The sequence below is a fragment of the Synechococcus sp. 1G10 genome, assembly GCF_002252625.1.
Lineage (GTDB): Bacteria > Cyanobacteriota > Cyanobacteriia > PCC-6307 > Cyanobiaceae > Regnicoccus_A.
Genome location: NZ_NQKW01000006.1, coordinates 33,122 through 52,298 on the forward strand (window position 1 = coordinate 33,122; position 19,177 = coordinate 52,298).

Below are 19,177 nucleotides of genomic sequence, written 5' to 3' on the forward strand. Positions count from 1 at the left end.
TCTCCCCCGACTTCAACTGTTTTCTCTTCGCCATGCCAGTGATCACCAGACAAGCAACAACTTCAGTGCAAGATTATGCCCATGCACAGATGGTGCTGCGCTCCGCCTACCGCCAGGTCTTCGGCAACGCCCATCTGATGGATGAGGAGCTGGTATCAACTGCTGAAAGTCTCTTCCTCCAAGGGGACCTCGCAGTCCAGGGACTGGTTGCAGCCTTGGCCTGCTCAGACACCTACCGCCGGCTCTTCCTCGACAAGAATGGGCCATACCGCTTTGTGGAGCTCAATTTCAAGCATCTGCTCGGAAGGGCTCCCCGCGATCAGGCCGAAGTGAGCGAGCATGTTCAACGCCTAGCTAACGAGGGGTATGAAGCTGAGATCGCCAGCTATGTTTACTCCCCAGAATACATAGGAGCCTTCGGCTTCGACACGGTGCCTTACTGGCGCACAACTCATACCCAAACCGGGGAAAGCAACCTCACCTATACGCGTTCATTAAAACTCAAGGGCGGACAAGCTTCCTTTGACGGTAGCTCTTCTTCCAAGCTTCAGCTCAGTCTTGCCACAGGTGACGCCCCTTCCGTTGCCGTTCGCGGCGGCAGAGGCGGCAGCACGAACCGGAATGACAGACGCTTTCGGATCAACTGGACTACCGCCTCTCCTAGCGGACTCAACCGCAGGGCTGTGCAGGTCTCCATTGTTCCGTTTAGCAGTCTCACTTCAACGCTGCAAAGCCTGCAGCGACGCGGAGGCTCCATTGTATCTATTACAAATGATTAACTGACCACCCCTGCCTCGGGCTAAGATAGTTGGTGGCGATAGCTCTCTGCCCAAGTGCCATGTGAGCATGCAACTCTGAATCACGCCACCTTTCCCCCATTCGTGCGCTCAACCTTCTCGCATGGAACAGCAGTTGAATCGCCAGCCAGCCCCAGTAGAGCGACAACCCGCTCACCAAGGCTCTGCCATGGACATGATGATTCATAGCTTGGTGAGCATGGTGCAGGCAGGCAGACCAAAACCTTCCGCAAGTCATGGATCGGTGCTCCTTGTGCATGACCATTGAGCGTTTTTTAACTCGATCTCAAGGCCAGTGGCGGTCGATGCGTTCAGCCCATTCGCTTGCCTTTCGACAGTTTGAAGATGTCCTCAGTCACATCGAAATTGTACTGTTATCGGCAGACCATCCAGATGTAAGCGACATCCTTACCCGAGAATCCATAGACCCCGCCACTATTTTCTCTCCATTCCAGATGTCATGGGAGGCAGAATCGGACTGGGAGCCAGACGACCCTTCCGCTACATCCAAGGGCTCCTGCATTCTGATTCCCATCCCTGAAAATGATCGGGCTGGAAAGTTAGTCCGTAGCGTTGGCTATGCTGAAACAGAGAGCGCGGCTTCAACCTATCACTTTCTTGACGATGATACCTTCGTCCTCCACACTACTTATGGCCAATCCATTGCCGAAGAACGAATCTGGTTTATATCCGAACACGTCCGCTGTCGCTCCTCAGTTCTGCGTACATCAGCCGGGTCTGGAGTGTTGCAAACATCCTTTGCTTCTGAGGTAAGGCGGATAGCAACAGAATGATGGATGCCAAACAAGCTGTCCACTTCGTAAAGACTCTCTCTGGCCGATTTAGCAATCATGATCAGGCCCAAGGAGAGCCTACAAAGTTTTCCCACATCAATATTTTTTTTAGGCCCCTTGCTTGGAATCTTTTTCAGGGACCCTGGTTCTACTCCGAGCAAAGCTACGATTACGATCCTTGGCGGCCATACCGACAAGGGGTTCATCACATGGTGGTATCCGCCGATCATATTCTCATGCTCAATTTTGGGCTCCGCAATGGCTTACGTTGTGCTGGCGGTGGTTCAAAACCCGATCTCTTGAATGGGTTAGAACGGGAGGATCTGCTGCCTCGACCCGGCTGCGCGATGGAATTCCGTGCCACGTCTAACGATCGTTACTGCGGTGAAGTCGAGCCGGGCTGCCAATGCCTTATTCCGCGAGGAGGTCAAATGACCTATCTCGTGAGTGAAGTTGAGTTTGATGATCACCATTGGATCAGCAGAGATCGCGGCTTCGACACTGCCACCCATACCTATCGCTGGGGCTCCGAACACGGCCCACTCCGCTTCAAACGGTTGGAACGTTACGCTGATCATCTCGACGCTGACTGGCTGAGGGACAATCAAGCTGCTCAACCCGAAACGGCATGAGCAAGCACAGCCCAGAAAAGCAACTTCAAACCTGGATTCTCTCCCATCACTTGATCTGCAATGGCACAGACTTCATTTTTGAAACGGTTGATCAGAGCTTGATTGATCGATTTGAATCGTGCTTGACAGCACTTGGTGGACAGCTCCTGTCTGTCAAGGATGTTGGCCAATGGCCTATGGGCCCACGCCGGAGCTTCAAAATCCTCAGAGCCGTTGCGAGAGTACCACGGCCTATGTGCAATGAAACTGTCAGCTACTGGGCAAACCATGGAAGCAACCGAACCCGCTATTCAGAGATCAGCCAGTAGCGCACGGACTTGCTTTCTTTTGCTTTCTACATAGAGATCAGGATCACGACGCAGGATCATTTCCGCTAAGCCGGAAATGCCTTTGATGGATCCCTGCATGACTAATTCCTGCATAGCCATCAAGGCAGCATATCTACACTCCCAACTGGCTTCCTCCTGCGCATCCATCAAATCTGACAGACGTGATAACAGACGTTCAGGATTTAAACGCAACAGTGAGAGAATAGCGGCAGGACGGGACTTCACAAATTGTGGCCTGCGATTTTGAATGGCGGTTTCACAAAGGTCCTCCACGCAATCCTGCGCATCTCCCCAGCTTGCAATCCGCCCAAACAGCCGCAGGAAGAAATAGTGGGCTCCATAATCGTTATGAGCTTCCTCCAGCCAACGCTGTTCTAGAAGAGGCCAGAGTGTCACCCCAGGATGAGTGCTCATGGCTTGAAGAGCAAGATAGCAACGACTGAAGTCGGTACCAAACAACTCATTGATCAGAAAGGAAATCTGTGGTACTTCGTCATAGCGATGAACAACCTGGACTCCTTCCGGCTGATCCAAGAGCAGCCTATCCAGCGTTTCCAGAAGCGACAGGCCCTGATGAAGTGGCTCAGCTTCCGGCCAAAGCAGCCGCAGGGCTCGAAGCCGAAAGACTGAGGAGACCGGCGCCTGCAGAACTTGGGGAAGCAGCTCTGCGGCCCTGGAATTGATCACATCCTGGATCGCCGACTGTCGATCCATCTGGTTGGCAAGAAACAAGTGCTCTGCCAGCTCACTGACTCTCTCATGGCTTCCCGAAAGGGTGGCGACTGCCGCCAGAGCAGCCCCACGCACTCCTGGTAATTCATCATCCTGAAGGAGTTCGATCGCCGGAAGGGCCTCAATCACCCCTAAGCCGGCCAGACTCTGAGCCAGTATGCGCCGGTTCTGCCCGGTATCTGCCAACAACATGATCATCTGGTTCAGGATGCGTGGATCCTGGCAACCCAGTTGTTGCAGGGCCCACGCTGCATTTTCTACTAGGTAGTGATCCTCACTCAGGAGACATCTGCCGATGCTGGTGATGGCATCCTTACAGCCAAGGCGCGCCAGCACCTCCACCGCCTTACGCCTGGCCAGACGAGTGGGTTGGCTGTCGTCGTTGTCATCAAGTAGGCTCAGCAGTGCCTGCTCGGAAAGCTGACCGGGAAAATTGATCATGTGGGCTGCCGCCATGTAGCGATCGCTGCTTGACTCAAGCTGCTCCACAGGCAAGGCAAGAATGCGCAATGCCTCATCGTGACTGAGGCCGGGATGGAGGTTGTTGAAGCGACCGGAATCGCCCATCATTGTCACCCAGATCTAGCGATACTCCATTGTCCCATTTACGTGTTACCTTTCCCCGGTTTGTCCCCTAACGAAGAGTGTTGTATACGATCATTGCGAAAGGAGGAACCAACGAGACTTTTCGGCATGATGCGATCCTCTCGCACAACATGCTATGGGTCCATCTCTCACCTACGCACTCGTCGTCACGGTGGCCTATCCGCAGACTCCCCAACGCCTCTCCACCAGAGTCCTGAGGATTCCACTGCAAAGCCTCAGCAGCATGATGAATGGCCTCCACCAGCAAGGAGCCGTCGTCACCCATGTGGGCGCATCCATCGCCGAATATTCGGAATCTGCTCCCACAGCCGCAGAGAACACCCCGGAGGACAGGCCATCACGTAAACGTGCCAGCAACAAGAAGGGGTGAGGGGGCTCTTCAAGCGAGCCCCTAGCCACTCACTAGCCCTCTGCAGCATCAAGCACCAGCTCGAAGACACCATCGGCAGGTCGGCCAGCCTTTAGGGCTAGCCAGTTGATGGACGCAAGAAAGGCATCGGCATCCACCGTCTCCACGATGTCAACCCCCCAGGCACCCAGCTCCAGTGGAGATCCTGGTGCAGATGGTATGTCCTTGCGGCCGCCCAGAGCCAGGATCGTATGGTTCGTGTCGTGGCCGTGGTGCTGCCGCAGCAAGGCCCAGCCCTCCAAGAGTTCCCTGGCCAGCGCCGTCGAGTCCGCTGTGCTCTCGATCCTGATCAACCAGTGAGGATGGGTCAGAGCCTCGGCCTTGGTGATGCTGGAGCAGTGAAGCGGCAGCCCCTCAGCCAGTTGTTGGGCATCCCATGGCGGCACAGATCCACTCTGAACCTGCAGGTTGTGGGACAGCAGAAACGTGGTCATGGGAGCTCTTGGAAGCTTGACATGTTACTTGCCACATCACCAGTCACCACGATGGCTTCCATGCTGAGACAATGACCCATGCTCCTCCCAGAAGCCTTGAGCAGCGAGCCCACCGGCGTTCCAGCCACACCTCCAGCCGTCTTCCTCAGCGAGTCAGAGGCCTCCCTGCTGGCCGCAGATCTCAAGAAGCAACTTCGTTCAGGTGAACGCCCCCAAGGCGACGAGATGCTGATCGAAAAAATGGTGGCAGGGCTGGGAGATCCACGTGGCCTAATGCGTCTCACGTTCGCCGAAAGCCTTGGTGCGATCGGCACAGCAGCCGTACCGGCTCTCTGCCACGCACTGCGCACCCATGAGAATGTGACGGTTCGCCGTGCAGCCGCGAAAACCCTCACCCTGATCGCTGATCCTCGAGCTCTGCCTGTTCTGGTTGATGCCCTGCTGAACGATGGGGATCCCGTGGTGCAGGGATCGGCCGTCGGCGCAATGGCCGCCACCGGAGAGTGTGCCGTGGATGCGTTGATTGCTGTACTCTCCAGCAGCGAGAGTAGCTCCATGCATCTGGGCCTGGCCAGTTGGGGGCTTGCCTTCGTTGGCGCCCAGGCACCCGCTGCCCTGCGACGCGCCGCACGGTCCTCCCACACAGAGGTGAGGATAGCAGCCATTGCTGCTCTCGGTGAGCAAATTCAGTCCCTCGATGACCAGGAAGCCCGAGAGCTGGTGATCGAGGCCCTTGGCGATTCCGCTGAACTCGTACGAGCCGAAGCCGTCATCCTGCTCGGCAAACTCCACGAGCCGACCTGGGCAACTCCTCTTCTGAAACCCTTGCTCGGCGACAACTCGGCTCAGGTGCGCAAGAACACGGCCCTCTCTCTGATGAAACTAGGGGCGATCGACGCCCTACCAGACCTGGAGTCAGCTGCAGGCAGCGAAGCCAGCCCTGAGGTGAAACCCATCCTGATCCTCTCCATTCAGCAACTGAGGCAGCATCAAGAGGACAGCAGGGAAGGCTGACGCCCACGCAGATCATCCACCCTTACCAGGGCGGAGGTCACAGACTCCAGTACATAGGCGTCGGTGTCTTCGCAGGCTGCCAACTGGGCCAGGCAGATGGAGACATCAGGATGATCGATGTTGACGAGGGCATTAACCGCTGCCACAGCCTGAGCCTCGTTGCTTCCCCGGCAGATTTGGATCAACAGCGGAAGGGCCTGTTCCCCCACCTGGCCGAGGGCCATCACTGCCGCAATGGCCACCACGGGGGACTCGTCATCCAGAGCGGTCTTGAGGACAGCCATGGCTTCGCTGGGGAATTGAAGGCCGGGGAGATTCGAGGCGATCTGGGCATAGGCCTTCACGCAACTGGCGCGAACGGTGCCATCGCGGCTTGACTGAAATTTCTGTGCCAGGGGCAGCATCGCCGGCTCCCCGAAAGCACCCAGGGCTCGCACCGCAGCCCGCCGTCGAACAACGTCCTCATGATCGAGCAGGAGGATAAGACGCGGCAGGGAAGCCTCGGAGTGGTGGCGGACCATGGCCAGGAAGGCCTCGGTCTGCACGTAGGGATTGGGATGCGCGAGATCGACGAACAGCTGATCAAGAGCGCTGGCGCTGGTGGCAGGAGTCATCGAGAGGAGGCCTTGTGAGGACGTAGGGGCCATAGAACGAAAAAAGGGAGGCCCAAAGGCCTCCCCACTGGAGGATCAGCCGATCAGACCGCCCTCAGGAGAGGGAGTTGATGGCGTAATCCAGGTAGCTCTTGAACTCGTTGAGAGCCTGGGGGCTCATGTCGCGAGGGGAGCAGGCGCGGTCACGGGTGTAGGTGAGTGCCTCCACGTAGGCCGAGGTGGGCAGGTTGAGGGTGCGGTACACCTCACGAGCTCCTGCGATGCCCCACTCGTCGAGGGGGCCGGTGCCACCCACCACGAGGCAGTAGTTGATCAGGCGCAGGTAGTGGCCCAGATCGCGGTAGCACTTGTCGACCTTGGTCTGGGTGCTGCCAGCTTCGCCTTGCTGCTTGAGGTAGGGATACTTCTTGAAGCAGGCATCGCCGGCTTCACGGGTAACTTTTTCCCAACCATTCGCCAGCTTCTCAGCGGCTTCCAAGCGGGCCGCAGCGCGCTGGATATTGCCCTGCACGGCTTCGAGGTCGTTCTGGCTGGGAAAGCGACCGGCGGCGTCAGCGGCGGTCACAACGGTGGTGACAACTGATTTCATCGAATGTTTCCTGTGTTGGAGGGTAAAAAAGTGAAAATGGAATTCAAGTCAGCGGATCAGGCGAGTGCGCTGGCCACGCGGTCAAAGTAGGAAGCAGCTTCGGCCACCAAGGCGGAGCAGTCACCCTGGACTGTTTCCATCTTGCGGAAACGGGTCTCGTCGGGATTGGTGCCGGAGGTATTGGTCTCGTTGATGTGGGCGGTGGACGATGCCTTCATGATCGACACGGCGCGAGCAGCCGACTGCAGAGGCACGCCCAGAGCGATGTAGGTCTCCTTGAGGCCGTTCAGGCAGCGGTCATCTAGGACAGACGGATCACCAGCCAAGAGTGCATAGCTGATGTAGCGCAGCACGATCTCTCCATCGCGGAGGCAAGCGGCCATGCGACGGTTGGGATAGCAGTTACCACCAGCCTGGATCAGACCGGTGTTCTCACAGATCATGCCAGTGACAGCATCAGAAACGATGCAGGAGGCATTGGAGGTGATGGCGTTAACGGCGTCAAGCCTCTTGTTGCCCTCGGCAACGTAATTGCGAAGTGTCGCCAGTTCACCGCTGCCGATGGCAGCATTTTTTGCGTCAGCACTGATAACTGTGCGAGAAAAGGCGTCGAGCATGGGGCAAACCCGGACTAGGGGAAATGTTGGGAGGAGCTTCGTGCATTGCTCAAACGGCTCTGATTGCTACAGGAGAAATCAGGAAACCATTGATCGCGCTAGTCCCGAGGACCGAAGCTCCATGAAGTTACGCGGAGACCCTGGCACCCCCCCCCTATTAAACGCGTCACGCAAGATTTCGTGATGCGAACCAGGCCGGCCATGCGCGCGATGGTGGCAGCCGACAAGACCCCAGGCAGGAACAGGGGACCCCAGAGTCATGACCCTGGTGCCGGGGAGAAGCCGGCCCTCACCGAAGAGCGTATTTTACATTTTCTTCTTCTTCGGATGGCGGCGGCGGGTGATGTGGCGCGCTGGTCATGGCACGCGTCAGCTGGCTTCGTACCCTTATCGGCAGGAATGCGCCACTCCATGTCAGAACCCAGCCTTCAGGAACTGAACGACTCCATCGAGGTCCTTGCCGCCTACAGGGATCGCCTGGTGGCTGATGTCACGGCCATGGGCCAGCGACTCAAGCTCCCCCAGAAGCAGGTGGACGCCACCCTCGCCTCCAACGCCGAACTGCAGCGCATCGAGGCCGTCCTGACACAACTGCTCAGCCAACGGGACACCAGCTCTTCCATCTGATCCAACCCTGAGACCAGCCGGCGGTGGCTGGATCAGTCGCGACACATCGCCACCGATTGTTTTCAAGAGTTTCCTTAAGGCCCTCCTGCTGGTGGACGTATTCAGGGGGTGGGCACTTGTAGCGTTCAAGACTGCCCTCTTCCGCCTCCCTCCCCATGCCTGTCGCACTTGCTTCCCAATTGAGGGAGGGAACCAAAAAAGCCCACACGATGGCCGAGAACACCGGTTTTGTGAGCTGCTTCCTCAAGGGGGTGGTGGACAAGGCCAGCTACCGCACCCTGGTGGCCGACCTCTGGTATGTGTACAGCGCCATGGAAGAGGCGATCGGCAAGCTCACCGCCCATCCAGTGGTCGGGCCGATCGCCTTCGCCGAGCTCAACCGCCGCGAGGCCCTTGAGCAGGATCTCACCTTTTACTACGGAGGCGACTGGCGCCAGAAGATCCAGGCCACACCTGGCGCTCAGTCCTATGTGGCCCGTCTGCATCAGGTGGCCAAGGACGCTCCAGAGCTGCTGGTGGGCCATCACTACACCCGCTATATCGGCGATCTCTCCGGCGGCATCATTCTCAAGAACATCGCCCAGAAGGCGATGAACCTGAGCGAGCACGACGGCCTGCGCTTCTACGAGTTCGACGCCATTGCCGACGAGAAGGCGTTCAAGACCACCTACCGCGCCACCCTCGACGCACTGCCGATCGACCAGGCCACCGCTGATCGCATCGTGGCCGAGGCCAACGAGGCCTTCCACTGCAACATGAGGATGTTCCAGGAACTGGAAGGCAACCTGGTGGCGGCCATCGGAAAGGTGCTCTTCGGTTTCCTCACCCGGCGCCAGCGGGCCGGCAGCACCGAGGCTGTCGCCGCCTGATTCGATGCAGACCGCACTACCGATGACCATGGCGGAGTTCCTGGCCGCCAGTGCCGGCACTTGGTTGACGCGCCGCGCTGTTCACCATCTCGATCATCAGGACGATGAAGCCGGCGATTCCAACCTCACAATCGAGCCATTCGAGGCCTCCGATGCGGTGGTTCAGCGGGTCTGCGACAGCCTTGGGCTGGCCTCAGCCCAAGTGGCGGGCGGAGCTCGCTTCTGGTGGGAAAGCAACCTCAAGGAGGGGAGCCGCAGTGACGAGCAGGCGGCCGTGCTGGTCGATGTGGTGGATGACCAGAATCCCCGCCAGGGATTTCTACTGCGGGACAAGGGCTACATCGAGAAGCAGCCGGTGATGAGCACCTACTCCTTTGCCGATGACGGCCTGTTGACGATTACCACCCGCTATGACACAAATGTCGGCGTGGAGCGTTGCTGGTTTGTGACCGAGGGGGTACGAATCCGTGTAAGCAGTGTGCAGTTTCTCGATGGAGTCAGCATGACAACCTATTGCACAGAGCTGCGCTGCCCCAGCACCGATCAGCTGGAAGCCATGTCTGCTGAAGCCCAGAGTCGTTTCCACCTCTCCACCCCAGCGACTGGCCACTGAGGCCTGATCCTCCCAATGTTCGACTCCTTCCTCGATGAGCTCCATGCCGGGATCAAAGCCAGGGGGGCAGAGGCTCTGTCGATCCCGGACGGCTTGGCGGAATGCCGCTCTGCCAAAGGCAACAGCGTCATCCGCAGCTGGCTGTGGCACTTGCCCGGCATCCGCCGCTGGCGGGTGACCCGGCTCGATGCAGGGGACAGTCTGCAGGTGCTCAACTCAGTGGCCTATCCCGCCTTCAGCCGCGACCAGCCTCTGCTGGGGATCGATCTGCTCTGGTTCGGCGCACGCCAGAAACTGGTGGCCGTGCTCGATTTCCAGCCCCTGCTTCAGACCCCGGACTATCTGGATCGGCACCTCCAGGGCCTGCATCGATTGCACGACCGGTTTCCTGATCTCAGTGGCGAGGAGACCATGCGCTCCTATGACCCGCACCAGTACTTCTCCCCCTGGCTGCTGTTCTGCCGCGGGAACGCTGAACAGGCTCAGGGAGCCTTGCCCGAAGCGTTCGGTGCCTTTCTCTCCCAGTACTGGGCCCTGCACGACAGCCCCGCCACCGGCCTTTCCCTGGAGCCTGAGGAGGTAGCCCGTCTGCAGAACGCTTACGACATCTACAGTGCCGAGCGTGATCCAGCTCACGGTCTGTTCACCAGCCATTTCGGCAAGGTCTGGTCGGACCGTTTCCTGCATGAGTTTCTATTCCCCGGGAGCAGCCAGGCACCCGATCCGACCCCCGAGCTATCCCCATGACTCCTTCCTTGCCGACCCACCCGTGCAGCCTTGATCCAGTCACCCTGCCCAGATGGAGATGGGGGCCTTTCCTGGATCACGCCGTGGAGGTCCTTCAGCCTCTGCGGCCTGAGGCCTACCCGATCGAGCCCCGTTTTCTGCGGCGTGAAGGTGTCACCGGTTCCAAAGCCCACCCCGTCGCTGTGACAACGTCCACCTGGGCGTGCAGAACTGACAAGCTCCGGCAGGTTCGGGCCGCGTGCGTGGAGGCCGGGATGGCCGCCTCGGTGCTGAATTTCGTGGCCAATCCCTCCAGCAACTTCGATCTTCCCTTCTTCGGAGCCGATCTGGTCACTCTGCCCTCGGGTCATCTGATCGCGCTAGATCTTCAACCCGCACTCAAAAAGGATCAGGCCCACACCATGCGAGTCTGGGAGCGTCTGGTGCCGCTGTGGGAGAACTGGACGAAGCTTCTGCCTTCAGGGGGGCCGATTCCATCGGAAGCGGAGCCCTACTTCTCTCCAGGGTTCCTGTGGACGCGTCTTCCCCTCGGCGAGCAAGGAGATGAGCTGATCCGCTCAGCCGTGTTTCCGGCCTTCGTGGCCTACTTCGATCTCTATCTCCAGCTAGTGGCGGAAGCCACCCCTGTGGAGGAGAAGCGCTGCGAAGAACTGCTGGCAGGCCAGCAGCGCTATGTGGACTACCGGGCCGAGAAGGACCCAGCACGGGGCATGCTCACCCGTTTCCACGGGGCCGAGTGGACTGAGGCCTACATCCACGAAGTGCTATTCGACCTCTGAGATCAGCCCTGCAAGCAGAAAGGGATGACCTTGCCAGCCCCAACTATCTCTCCCATCCTATTGGGTGATGGGTTGACTGGTTAGGGCTCGATCGCTCAATGGCTGCCTCCCCGCATTCCTATCGCCGGGATTGAACTTCGGGCATGCTCCTTAGCCTGATGCACCACCGCCAGGGCATGCCATGGGCCTGTTTGAGGTGCAGCCACTCCTTGCATCGAAGGGTGAGATATCCTGCAGAGTGGCGGCGAAATCAACTTGGCCGAAGCGGAGCTGCCTGCTCGCCGTTCGCGCTTGCGCCGTTAGCTCTCGCCTTAGATCAGGAAGCTCGTGCTTCGGTCCACCAGTCGGTCGCCCGGAGCCACCGGCACGGCGCTGGTGGAGAAGACATTCTCTTACCCGATGAACGGCTGGTCGCTGGGCACCAGCAGGGATTTCCGTCATCAGCAGTGGTGAGAGTTATCCATGGTGTCAATCTCACCGTCAATCGTCGATTCGATAGACGCTGAACTCCTTGGTGACAGACCTGTCTTCGCTGGCTTCATGTCCTGCCTGGCCAAAGGTCACCTGAAACCACCATTGGCGACAGTCATCGCTGCGCCGCTTCACCTTATAGCTCCGCATCTCCTGGTCCCTGAGGGCCAGAACGAGGGCGTCACCACTGCAACCTGGGCAGGTCACCCAAAGTTCCTCAAGTCCCTCCGCAGTGATCCGGTAGCTGGGCATTGGAACGGCACACCTCAAGCCACTCTCAAGCGAGGCCGGCCTGAAAACCACCTGCATGGGAAAAAAAGTAGCCTTCGCCACACTTCCTCATCAACTCTAGGCTAATCTTTACGAAATGCAACAGTCGTGTGACCTCCTCTCCGGACCTGGCTTCGCTCTACCAGCTGTTGGCCAACCAGCAGCGACCCATCCTGCCCTCAGGTGAGCAGAGGGCAATCCTGGGCTGTGGCTACGTCGGTGAAGCGGTCGCCAAGACCTGGAGGCAGCAGGGACATGAACTCTGGGGAACCACAACCCGTCATGAACGCTTGATCGAATTGGCTGAATTTGTTGATGCGCCAGTTGTTTTTGATTCCACGGACTCCAGCAGCAACCTCGATTTTACCAGAAATCTTGATGGAATACTGGTGTCCTTCGCGCCCTCAAAGAGTGCTCATGTTGACATTAACCAATATCAGGAGACATTCCTTGGAGGCCTGGAATTATTGATTGATTCGATAAAGCATCGTTCAAGTGAAACACCACTTCAGTTGGTTCACTTGAGCAGTTGCGGCGTTTATGGAAATCGGCGCGGAGCAATGACCGACGAGACTGACCAGCTCGACTGTCTTCACCCCGTCAATGTGGTCCTGGCAGGAGCTGAAGAGATGATTCAATCGGTCCGCTCAGAGGCAGTCAACGTCTGCATTCTACGACTGGGCGGCATCTATGGCCCCGGTCGTGATATTCCTGGCATGCTCCTTTCAGCAGCAGGCAGCACGATTCAGCGCAATGGTCAAAATGTGCCTTGCTGGGTCCATCTTGATGATATTGTTCGTGGAGTAAATTTTGCTTTCGAGCACAATCTCAACGAAATCTACAATTTGGTGAATGATACTCAGTACACCGGTCAGGAGCTTACGGACCGCTTGTGCGAACGGGCTGGCCTGCCTACAGCGAAATGGCTGTCGGTGGACACGACCGATCGCGTGCTCAATGCGAGAGTGAGTAATGTCAAACTCAAGCGACTCGGCTTCACGTTGACTCAACCCTGCATGGTGGGCTGATAACGCCGTTCAACCCAACGAGTCAGCTGATGCTTCTCATCGTATTCAATGATCAGATGCACAAAGATTCTGGCACTTAACAGGCAGCCAAAATTCAGATCAAATGGTCCATGAGGAAACTTGATTAGGTAGCTATCTCCGCACTCCTCAAGAAGCGTTCCGGCCGAGCGCCGCAGCTGCAGATGGCATGAACCACCCGCTCGGTCATCGTTGTCAAGTTGAAGCGACGGTTGAATCGGTAATTGAACGCACCCAGGTAGCGATCGGCGTACTTATCGAATTTCAGGGCATGGAAGGTGCCACTGAAGCTGGTTTTCAAATTGCTGAGCACCGTGTTGATCCAGCGGAATTCCGGCAGTTCATTGGGATGGCGTCCTTTCACCACTACAGCTTGATTCCGGCAACCAACTTCTGTTACGGCACGGAAGCAGGCAAGCCCATCTGATATCACTTCACATCCGATCGCCAGTGAATCCTGTGCCCAGTCAGCGATGGCGGCAAAGGAGAAAGTGGCCACAGTGGCAAGCTTCACGTACCGGGGGTGACCCGCATCATCGAGTGAGACGGCCGCGACGATCGGCACCTTGTTCTCTGATCCACGACCTGTCTTGCCACCACAGCGTTCTCCACCAAGGTAGGCATCATCCACTTGCACTCTTACTCGCAAGACATAGGCCCCATCCCGCTCCTTCATTGCCTGAATGATCTTGTTGTGAACCAGCCATGCCGTGCGGTAGTTCACACCGAGATGGCGCCTCAGAGCGAGTGAAGAGATGCCAGTCTTGGCCTGGCCCATCAGGTAGAACGCAAGGAACCAAGTGGTCAGCGGCAACTTGGTCGCCTCCAGGATGGTTCCGGCCGTGAGGGTGGCCTGATGGCGGCAGCTCCGGCATTGATAGCGCTTGTGGCGCCTGCCATGGATCAGTCCGTACTCCTTGCCCTCACAGCGGGGGCAACGGAAACCATCAGGCCAGCGCGTCTGCTCCAGGGCCGCCTCACATTTCTCCTCGGTGCCGTAAAGCTCGATAAACCTTGGCAGCGACAGGCCGGCCTGGAACTGGATCCGACTCATGGCCATGGCAGACACCGCTGGTATATACGTACCAGCCTAGGCAGCAAGGCCTGCTAACGGAGCTTGCTGCCTAATCAAGATAGTTGTTGCCTAGATTATAGTTATCCCTATGAAATGGAAACTTGCGTTCCCCGTTTGAAGCAAATCGTAAGCCTGTTCCAGACCACAAGACCCGTGTCGGCATCTCAAAAACTTATCGCATACATTGTTGACCCAGCTGGATCTGATTCTCTACGGGTCAGATCTGTACCCGTTCAGGGGCTGGATATGGGGTGTGCGCGTCTCAGAAACGCTACCTGTAGGGCCTGTGGCGGTTCTGAAGGCCTGAAATTGGGCTTGTTGGGGCCAGGCGATGGGTCTTGAGCTATCTCCAAACGTCAGCCAGTGGAGCAGACCCATTGCGTTGCAATGGGTCTCAGGTTCATCCCGCCCCCTGAACAGGTACTCAGATCTATTCCAGCGCTCTCTCGGCCGTACCAGGGCGTCACCCCCTGCCAGTCGCCATCAAACCTGGCTCGCATCAGATCCCACTGACGATCAGCTCCTGTGTTGCTCTGGCTGGTCGTGCTTGCCATGGTGCTCAGCCAAGAATCCGGATCGTCATCGCCTGATTCTCTCAGGACGAAGAAACGTCCAGCTAAAAGTAGACCTTTTGGAGGTGAAGTTCAGCGGCACCGGCTCGGGGTAGCGAAGCTGCTTCTCATGTCTGAGCAGGGGAGAAGCCCCTTGTTCAGGCTAGCGTGGAGTTCCCGTAGACGCCGTTCTGAAAGAGCTGAGTGGCGCCCACCCGCTGGTGGACGGAGACAAGAGCGATGATCTCGTTGCAGTGGCACGGATTCAGCGCAGGTTGCGTCTACTGCACTAGATAATCACCTGATCGCTGATATGCAAGGCAATTCAAGAGAAGATTCTGGCCATTTCGCCTGTGAGAGTATAGACCTTGCAGGCAAGGCAAAAGACCAATGTTTAGTCAAGAATGTGTCCACAATACCAAGCAGCAATTTCGGACGAAGTACCGTTCTCCAATGTATTTTCTGCATTTACGTCTTCACATCAATGGTGATCTGCACCCTCTCCCGATAGGCGTTGAAGCAGTGGCCCTCGGTGGTGATCCGCAGGGCGGTGCCCTCCCTGAGAGCAAATTGAGGCGGAACATAAGGGGCACGTAGCTGGCGGCGAGGCTCACCGATGAGATCCCCTCGAAGCATGCGTCTGGCGACCCAGTGGCTGGGAGGGAGAGCATGGGCCTCGAAGAGCCTGGATACCGGGGGTTTCTGCCAAGACCCAGCGCTAAAGAAACGATCCCGCCGCCGGAGTGCTCATCAGGACATGGGGAGATGGGGAGATGGGGCCCATCGGATGGATGCAATGGCAACATCAATGGTTCCCCTATGCACCGTGCGGGCCATGGCTGGCACTGCTGATCTGGATTCCGCTATGGCCACAGCCGGCGAACCCATCTCGGAGGAGGAAGCGTTGCAGCGACTACGCCAGAGCGAGGATCAATCCCATCAGTACTACGCCGCCTGGTGGCTGGGCCGTATGCGCAGCCGCCATCCGGAGACAGTGCCCTTACTTCAGGCGGCCTTGCGTCGGCGCCAGCCCCGCGCGGTTTCGTCCGGTGTGGAAGAGAATGCCGTGGCCCGCAATGCCGCCCGGGCGCTGGGAAAGCTAGGGGATCCACAGGCGATCCCCGATCTGCTTGCTACCCTTGAGGACGAGGACGACGGGCTGAGGGAAGCGGCGGCGCGAGCTCTTGGGGAACTCCGTGCAAGGGAGGCTGTTTCGCCGATCTGCGCCCGCTTGGCCAGCGATCAGGCAGGGCAACCCCTTCCCAACAGCCTGAGGTTACGAGAGCCCTGCGAGGCCCTGATCGAGGCCCTGGGGGACATCGGCGTAGCCTCTCCCGATGTAGTGGACGCGATCCAGCCTTTCGCCATCCACGAGCGGCCCCTGATCCGCAGCGCCGCCGCGAGGGCCCTTTTCCAGCTCACACAAGATCCGCGCTGGGGACACAGCTTGATCGAACTGCTTGAACATCCCCAGCTGCAGGTCCGACGTTCCGCACTGATGGACCTGGGCGCCGTGGGTTGGCGACCGGCGCTCGAACCGATCCGGGACACCCTGGCTGAAAACAGCCTCAAACTGATCGCCCTACGGGGGCTGGTGGAACGGGGCCAAGCCCCCCCTGACACCGAGACTGTGCTTAGGGCGATGGACGACTTGCTTTGAATAAGACAGGAGCCGATGGTCTGAGCCTGGTCAGGCCCTTCATCAGAGCCGTGGAGCGCGCCGACAGCGCGGATGGGCTGCAGAAGGCGGCCGAAAATCTGGCTGGAGCCCTCGCTGCTCTGGCGAAGGCAGATCATCAGGGTGAGCCGCACTGCGATCCCGAGACCTGGGACGTGATTGATTGCCTGCTCCAAGTGCTTGGATTCAACAATCCTGGGGCCGCCGTGGCTGCTGTGGACGGGTTGATCGCGATCGGCCCTCCTGCTGTGGAGCCGCTGCTGGGCAGCCTCGATGAACGGAACTACGGCGCCAGGGCCTGGGCCGTGCGTGCCCTGGCCGGGATCGGCGATGTACGTGGCCTGGAGCTGCTGGAGAGCGCTCTGGCCTGCGATATCGGTCCGAGCGTGCGGCGAGCCGCGGCCCGTGGCCTGGGTCAACTCCGTATCGATGCCCTCCCCCAGAGCGAGCAGACCCGCCTGCGACAGCGGTGCCTCGACGCCCTTCTGGCAGGTGGCGGCGATGGTGAATGGGTGGTCCGCTACGCCGTGGCAGTGGGACTGGAGCAACTGCTGCTCGGCATGGGCAGGGCAGAGCCGGGGCATCGCTCCGGACTGCAGGCCCTGCAGGAGCTGGCCGGCGAGCCCGGGGACGACACCCCGGTGGTGCGACTGCGGGCCGGGCTGGCCCTGAGCCGCCTGGGTGGCGGGGCGGGGGGCTGATGGAACGTTCCCGTCTGTTGTTCGTCTGCCTGGGCAATATCTGCCGCTCCCCCGCCGCAGAAGGGGTGTTCCTGCACCACCTGCAGCTGCGGGGTCTTGAACAATCCTTCAGTGTCGATTCGGCCGGCACGGGCAACTGGCATGCCGGTCAGCCGGCCGATGCCCGCATGCGAGCTGCGGCTGCCGGGCGGGGCATCCACCTGCCCAGCCGTGCCCGCCAGATCGTGGTCGCCGATCTTGATCAGTTCGATCACATCCTCACCATGGATGACGACAACCTGGCGGCGGTCCAGGCCATGAGCCGGGGCCGTAGATCCAGGGCCCAGATCAGGCCGATCACCCAGCACTGCCGCTTGCACAGGGTCCGTGAGGTACCCGATCCCTACTACGGCGGCGCCGATGGCTTCGAGGGTGTGCTGGATCTGCTCGAGGATGCCTGCACGGGCTTGCTCGACGACCTGCTGGCCACCGGCACACCCTGGAAGCCATCGCCATCGGAACGATGAGCCGACGGCAGGCCGCGAGCCCCCATGAGCAGGCGGCGACACTCAGGCTGCTGCGCCATTCTCCGGAGCTGGCCAGGCCTCCTCGGGAATGCGCTCCCTGAACAGATCCACCAGGGTCGTGATCACCTCCTCGATGGCCAAGCCATCGGTGATCAGCTCCACCGCATCCTCGGCCTGGAGCAGGGGGGCCACCTCCCGGGTGGAATCCTGACGGTCCCGCTCGGTGATCAGTGTCTCCAGCTCCGCCAGGGACGGCACGGCGAACCCCCGCTGCTCCAGATCCTGGGCCCGCCGACGGGCCCGCTCCGCCACCGTGGCGGTCAGGAACACCTTGAGATCCGCGTCGGGGAAAACGGCCGTGCCAATGTCGCGGCCCTCCGCCACCAGCCGGCCACGGGCGCCCAGGGCCCGCTGCTGCTGGGTGAGCGCCTCGCGCACGCAGCCGTGGGCAGCCACCTGGGACACCTGGGCGGTGACATCGGGATGGCGGATCGCCTGGCTCACGTCGTGGCCGTTGACGCGCACCTGCTGATCGCCGCCGGCCTCCAGGTCGAGGCTGAGCTCCAGCCCCTCCAGCAGCGGCTCCACCTCCGCCGCCACAGCTGGATTGGCCCCATGGCGCAGCACCCACCAGGTCACAGCCCTGTACATGGCTCCGGTGTCGAGGTAAATGAGGCCGAGGCGGCGGGCCAGGTCCCGGGTGACCGTGCTCTTGCCAGCCCCGGCGGGGCCATCGATGGCGACGATCGGAGGACGGTTCATGAGTAGGAGGTGATCGATCAGGCGGCTGGGGCCACAGCGGACGGCGGCCGCCAGCAGCAGCGGCCCCTGAGGCAGGGCGGAAGAATCCAGCGGGCGCAGCCGCAGGGCTTCCACCATCTCCACATACTCCACCGCCAGATCGGCCTGTTCCAGCTCGGCCTGAACCAACCGCTCCAGCCGGGCGGGATCACGCTCACCGCTCTGCCAGGCCCGCCGCCCAATGGCCAGGGCAGCGGGCAGACCAGCCGCCTGGCCTCGCTCCATCTTCGAGAGATAGCGGTTGCGGGAGCTGGCCGCCAGACCATCGCTCTCCCGCCAGGTGGCGCATCCCTGGACCCGCACTGGCAGGGCCAGATCCGCCACGATCCTCCGCAGAATCACGAGCTGCTGCCAGTCCTTTTCGCCGAGCAGCAGGCGATCAGGCTGCACCAGGGCCAGGAGCCTGGCCACCACCGTGGCGACCCCTTCGAAATGGCCTACTCGCGTGCGGGCACAGAGCCCCTGGAGCAGAGCGGGTGGGGGCAGGACCCGGGTCAGCTCGGCGTCGCCGCCGGGGAACAGCTCCTCGACAGCAGGAGCGAACAGGGCAGTGGCCCCTGCCGCGGAAGCAAGAGTGCCATCAGCACTGGGATCGCGCGGATAGCGCTCGAAATCCTCCCCGGGGCCGAACTGGAGCGGATTGACGAACACGCTCACCAGCACCCGCGGTAGTGGGCCCGAGGGGGAGAGGGATGCTGAAGCCCGCTCGATCAGACGGCGGTGGCCCTGATGCAGAGCACCCATGGTGGGCACGAAGTGAAGGGGGGTGGCCCGCAGGTCACCGGCGGGCCTGCACCAGCGCCGCAACTCATCACAGGTATGCAGCAGCTGCATGGAAGCGCCAAACGAAAGCCCACCCGGCAGATTGCCGGATGG

The 19,177-nt window shown here is 59.8% G+C and carries 21 protein-coding genes; 14 read left to right on the forward strand and 7 right to left on the reverse strand.

Annotated features, from left to right (window positions below; genetic code table 11):
• Nucleotides 1-89: 89 nt before the first annotated feature.
• From CJZ82_RS06775 to CJZ82_RS06785, 3 genes are all read left to right on the forward strand, one after another.
• Entirely contained in the window at nt 90-779 is a 690-nt protein-coding gene (locus CJZ82_RS06775) for a phycobilisome rod-core linker polypeptide (RefSeq protein WP_233130090.1), read from the forward strand.
• 275 nt (nt 780-1,054) lie between these two features.
• A complete protein-coding gene (locus CJZ82_RS06780; protein ID WP_094555052.1) occupies nt 1,055-1,591 on the forward strand; it encodes a phycobiliprotein lyase in 537 nt (178 codons plus the stop codon).
• Entirely contained in the window at nt 1,591-2,223 is a 633-nt protein-coding gene (locus CJZ82_RS06785; protein ID WP_094555182.1) for a chromophore lyase CpcT/CpeT, read from the forward strand. Before CJZ82_RS06780 ends, CJZ82_RS06785 begins: the two co-directional genes overlap by 1 nt.
• A 290-nt stretch (nt 2,224-2,513) precedes the next feature.
• Here the strand turns inward: CJZ82_RS06785 and CJZ82_RS06795 are convergent, their stop codons facing one another.
• On the reverse strand, nt 2,514-3,851 hold the full coding sequence (locus CJZ82_RS06795) for a HEAT repeat domain-containing protein (protein WP_233130091.1): 1,338 nt from the start codon (nt 3,849-3,851) through the stop codon (nt 2,514-2,516).
• 154 nt (nt 3,852-4,005) lie between these two features.
• Here CJZ82_RS06795 and CJZ82_RS17725 point away from each other — a divergent pair, with 154 nt between their 5' ends.
• Nucleotides 4,006-4,260 carry a hypothetical protein gene (locus tag CJZ82_RS17725; protein WP_143593560.1) on the forward strand — a complete coding sequence of 85 codons (255 nt, stop codon included), beginning with the start codon at nt 4,006-4,008 and terminating at the stop codon, nt 4,258-4,260.
• 32 nt (nt 4,261-4,292) lie between these two features.
• On the opposite strand, the gene CJZ82_RS06800 is transcribed toward CJZ82_RS17725, so the two are convergent.
• Nucleotides 4,293-4,733 carry a DUF2656 family protein gene (locus CJZ82_RS06800; RefSeq protein WP_094555055.1) on the reverse strand — a complete coding sequence of 147 codons (441 nt, stop codon included), beginning with the start codon at nt 4,731-4,733 and terminating at the stop codon, nt 4,293-4,295.
• Between the two features lie 78 nt (nt 4,734-4,811).
• Here CJZ82_RS06800 and CJZ82_RS06805 point away from each other — a divergent pair, with 78 nt between their 5' ends.
• Nucleotides 4,812-5,747 (forward strand): HEAT repeat domain-containing protein, encoded by a 936-nt coding sequence (locus tag CJZ82_RS06805; RefSeq protein ID WP_094555056.1) that lies wholly within the window; start codon nt 4,812-4,814, stop codon nt 5,745-5,747.
• On the opposite strand, the gene CJZ82_RS06810 is transcribed toward CJZ82_RS06805, so the two are convergent.
• From CJZ82_RS06810 to cpeB, 3 genes are all read right to left on the reverse strand, one after another.
• Nucleotides 5,723-6,361 carry a HEAT repeat domain-containing protein gene (locus tag CJZ82_RS06810; protein WP_094555057.1) on the reverse strand — a complete coding sequence of 213 codons (639 nt, stop codon included), beginning with the start codon at nt 6,359-6,361 and terminating at the stop codon, nt 5,723-5,725. The two genes, CJZ82_RS06805 and CJZ82_RS06810, sit on opposite strands and share 25 nt — an antisense overlap.
• Nucleotides 6,362-6,455: 94 nt before the next feature.
• Nucleotides 6,456-6,950: a class 1 C-phycoerythrin subunit alpha gene (gene cpeA, locus CJZ82_RS06815; RefSeq protein WP_094555058.1), complete on the reverse strand. Its 495-nt coding sequence runs from the start codon at nt 6,948-6,950 to the stop codon at nt 6,456-6,458.
• 56 nt (nt 6,951-7,006) lie between these two features.
• A complete protein-coding gene (gene cpeB, locus CJZ82_RS06820; protein ID WP_094555059.1) occupies nt 7,007-7,567 on the reverse strand; it encodes a class 1 C-phycoerythrin subunit beta in 561 nt (186 codons plus the stop codon).
• A gap of 411 nt (nt 7,568-7,978) precedes the next feature.
• Between cpeB and CJZ82_RS06825 the strand changes: the two genes are divergently transcribed.
• The 6 genes from CJZ82_RS06825 to CJZ82_RS06855 all read left to right on the forward strand — a co-directional run bounded on the left by CJZ82_RS06825 (nt 7,979) and on the right by CJZ82_RS06855 (nt 12,971).
• Nucleotides 7,979-8,194, forward strand: a complete 216-nt coding sequence (locus CJZ82_RS06825) for a hypothetical protein (protein ID WP_094555183.1) — start codon at nt 7,979-7,981, stop codon at nt 8,192-8,194.
• Between the two features lie 155 nt (nt 8,195-8,349).
• Entirely contained in the window at nt 8,350-9,063 is a 714-nt protein-coding gene (locus CJZ82_RS06830) for a heme oxygenase (biliverdin-producing) (RefSeq protein WP_094555060.1), read from the forward strand.
• A 4-nt stretch (nt 9,064-9,067) separates the two neighbouring features.
• Nucleotides 9,068-9,676, forward strand: coding sequence for a phycobiliprotein lyase (locus CJZ82_RS06835; protein WP_233130092.1), 609 nt, complete (start codon nt 9,068-9,070; stop codon nt 9,674-9,676).
• Between the two features lie 15 nt (nt 9,677-9,691).
• Complete coding sequence (locus CJZ82_RS06840; protein ID WP_094555061.1) at nt 9,692-10,423, forward strand: 15,16-dihydrobiliverdin:ferredoxin oxidoreductase; 732 nt, start codon at nt 9,692-9,694, stop codon at nt 10,421-10,423.
• The gene (locus CJZ82_RS06845) at nt 10,420-11,202 is read left to right on the forward strand and encodes a phycoerythrobilin:ferredoxin oxidoreductase (protein ID WP_094555062.1); all 783 of its coding nucleotides are present in this window, start codon (nt 10,420-10,422) and stop codon (nt 11,200-11,202) included. The genes CJZ82_RS06840 and CJZ82_RS06845 overlap by 4 nt, the downstream gene beginning before the upstream one ends.
• Before the next feature lie 890 nt (nt 11,203-12,092).
• A complete protein-coding gene (locus CJZ82_RS06855; RefSeq protein WP_158218502.1) occupies nt 12,093-12,971 on the forward strand; it encodes an NAD-dependent epimerase/dehydratase family protein in 879 nt (292 codons plus the stop codon).
• Nucleotides 12,972-13,095: 124 nt separating this feature from the next.
• Here CJZ82_RS06855 and CJZ82_RS06860 read toward each other — a convergent pair whose 3' ends face one another.
• Nucleotides 13,096-14,049 carry an IS1595 family transposase gene (locus CJZ82_RS06860; RefSeq protein ID WP_198949682.1) on the reverse strand — a complete coding sequence of 318 codons (954 nt, stop codon included), beginning with the start codon at nt 14,047-14,049 and terminating at the stop codon, nt 13,096-13,098.
• Nucleotides 14,050-15,450: 1,401 nt separating this feature from the next.
• Here CJZ82_RS06860 and CJZ82_RS06865 point away from each other — a divergent pair.
• Genes CJZ82_RS06865 through CJZ82_RS06875 form a run of 3 tightly spaced genes read left to right on the forward strand, consistent with a single transcriptional unit; the run spans nt 15,451 to nt 17,500 of the window.
• Complete coding sequence (locus CJZ82_RS06865) at nt 15,451-16,275, forward strand: HEAT repeat domain-containing protein (protein ID WP_233130093.1); 825 nt, start codon at nt 15,451-15,453, stop codon at nt 16,273-16,275.
• Nucleotides 16,272-16,994, forward strand: coding sequence for a HEAT repeat domain-containing protein (locus CJZ82_RS06870; RefSeq protein WP_233130094.1), 723 nt, complete (start codon nt 16,272-16,274; stop codon nt 16,992-16,994). The genes CJZ82_RS06865 and CJZ82_RS06870 overlap by 4 nt, the downstream gene beginning before the upstream one ends.
• Entirely contained in the window at nt 16,994-17,500 is a 507-nt protein-coding gene (locus tag CJZ82_RS06875) for a low molecular weight protein-tyrosine-phosphatase (protein WP_094555065.1), read from the forward strand. Before CJZ82_RS06870 ends, CJZ82_RS06875 begins: the two co-directional genes overlap by 1 nt.
• Nucleotides 17,501-17,542: 42 nt before the next feature.
• Here the strand turns inward: CJZ82_RS06875 and CJZ82_RS06880 are convergent, their stop codons facing one another.
• Nucleotides 17,543-19,135: a bifunctional pantoate--beta-alanine ligase/(d)CMP kinase gene (locus tag CJZ82_RS06880; RefSeq protein WP_094555066.1), complete on the reverse strand. Its 1,593-nt coding sequence runs from the start codon at nt 19,133-19,135 to the stop codon at nt 17,543-17,545.
• Between the last annotated feature and the right edge of the window lie 42 nt (nt 19,136-19,177).

Coding starts and splice junctions, on each gene's coding strand:
- CJZ82_RS06775 (WP_233130090.1), top strand. CDS start 90: ATGGTGCTGCGCTCCGCCTACCGCCAGGTCTTCGGCAACGCCCATCTG.
- CJZ82_RS06780 (WP_094555052.1), top strand. CDS start 1,055: ATGACCATTGAGCGTTTTTTAACTCGATCTCAAGGCCAGTGGCGGTCG.
- CJZ82_RS06785 (WP_094555182.1), top strand. CDS start 1,591: ATGGATGCCAAACAAGCTGTCCACTTCGTAAAGACTCTCTCTGGCCGA.
- CJZ82_RS06795 (WP_233130091.1), bottom strand. CDS start 3,851: ATGGGCGATTCCGGTCGCTTCAACAACCTCCATCCCGGCCTCAGTCAC.
- CJZ82_RS17725 (WP_143593560.1), top strand. CDS start 4,006: ATGGGTCCATCTCTCACCTACGCACTCGTCGTCACGGTGGCCTATCCG.
- CJZ82_RS06800 (WP_094555055.1), bottom strand. CDS start 4,733: ATGACCACGTTTCTGCTGTCCCACAACCTGCAGGTTCAGAGTGGATCT.
- CJZ82_RS06805 (WP_094555056.1), top strand. CDS start 4,812: ATGCTCCTCCCAGAAGCCTTGAGCAGCGAGCCCACCGGCGTTCCAGCC.
- CJZ82_RS06810 (WP_094555057.1), bottom strand. CDS start 6,361: ATGACTCCTGCCACCAGCGCCAGCGCTCTTGATCAGCTGTTCGTCGAT.
- cpeA (WP_094555058.1), bottom strand. CDS start 6,950: ATGAAATCAGTTGTCACCACCGTTGTGACCGCCGCTGACGCCGCCGGT.
- cpeB (WP_094555059.1), bottom strand. CDS start 7,567: ATGCTCGACGCCTTTTCTCGCACAGTTATCAGTGCTGACGCAAAAAAT.
- CJZ82_RS06825 (WP_094555183.1), top strand. CDS start 7,979: ATGTCAGAACCCAGCCTTCAGGAACTGAACGACTCCATCGAGGTCCTT.
- CJZ82_RS06830 (WP_094555060.1), top strand. CDS start 8,350: ATGCCTGTCGCACTTGCTTCCCAATTGAGGGAGGGAACCAAAAAAGCC.
- CJZ82_RS06835 (WP_233130092.1), top strand. CDS start 9,068: ATGCAGACCGCACTACCGATGACCATGGCGGAGTTCCTGGCCGCCAGT.
- CJZ82_RS06840 (WP_094555061.1), top strand. CDS start 9,692: ATGTTCGACTCCTTCCTCGATGAGCTCCATGCCGGGATCAAAGCCAGG.
- CJZ82_RS06845 (WP_094555062.1), top strand. CDS start 10,420: ATGACTCCTTCCTTGCCGACCCACCCGTGCAGCCTTGATCCAGTCACC.
- CJZ82_RS06860 (WP_198949682.1), bottom strand. CDS start 14,049: ATGGCCATGAGTCGGATCCAGTTCCAGGCCGGCCTGTCGCTGCCAAGG.
- CJZ82_RS06865 (WP_233130093.1), top strand. CDS start 15,451: ATGGCTGGCACTGCTGATCTGGATTCCGCTATGGCCACAGCCGGCGAA.
- CJZ82_RS06875 (WP_094555065.1), top strand. CDS start 16,994: ATGGAACGTTCCCGTCTGTTGTTCGTCTGCCTGGGCAATATCTGCCGC.
- CJZ82_RS06880 (WP_094555066.1), bottom strand. CDS start 19,135: ATGCAGCTGCTGCATACCTGTGATGAGTTGCGGCGCTGGTGCAGGCCC.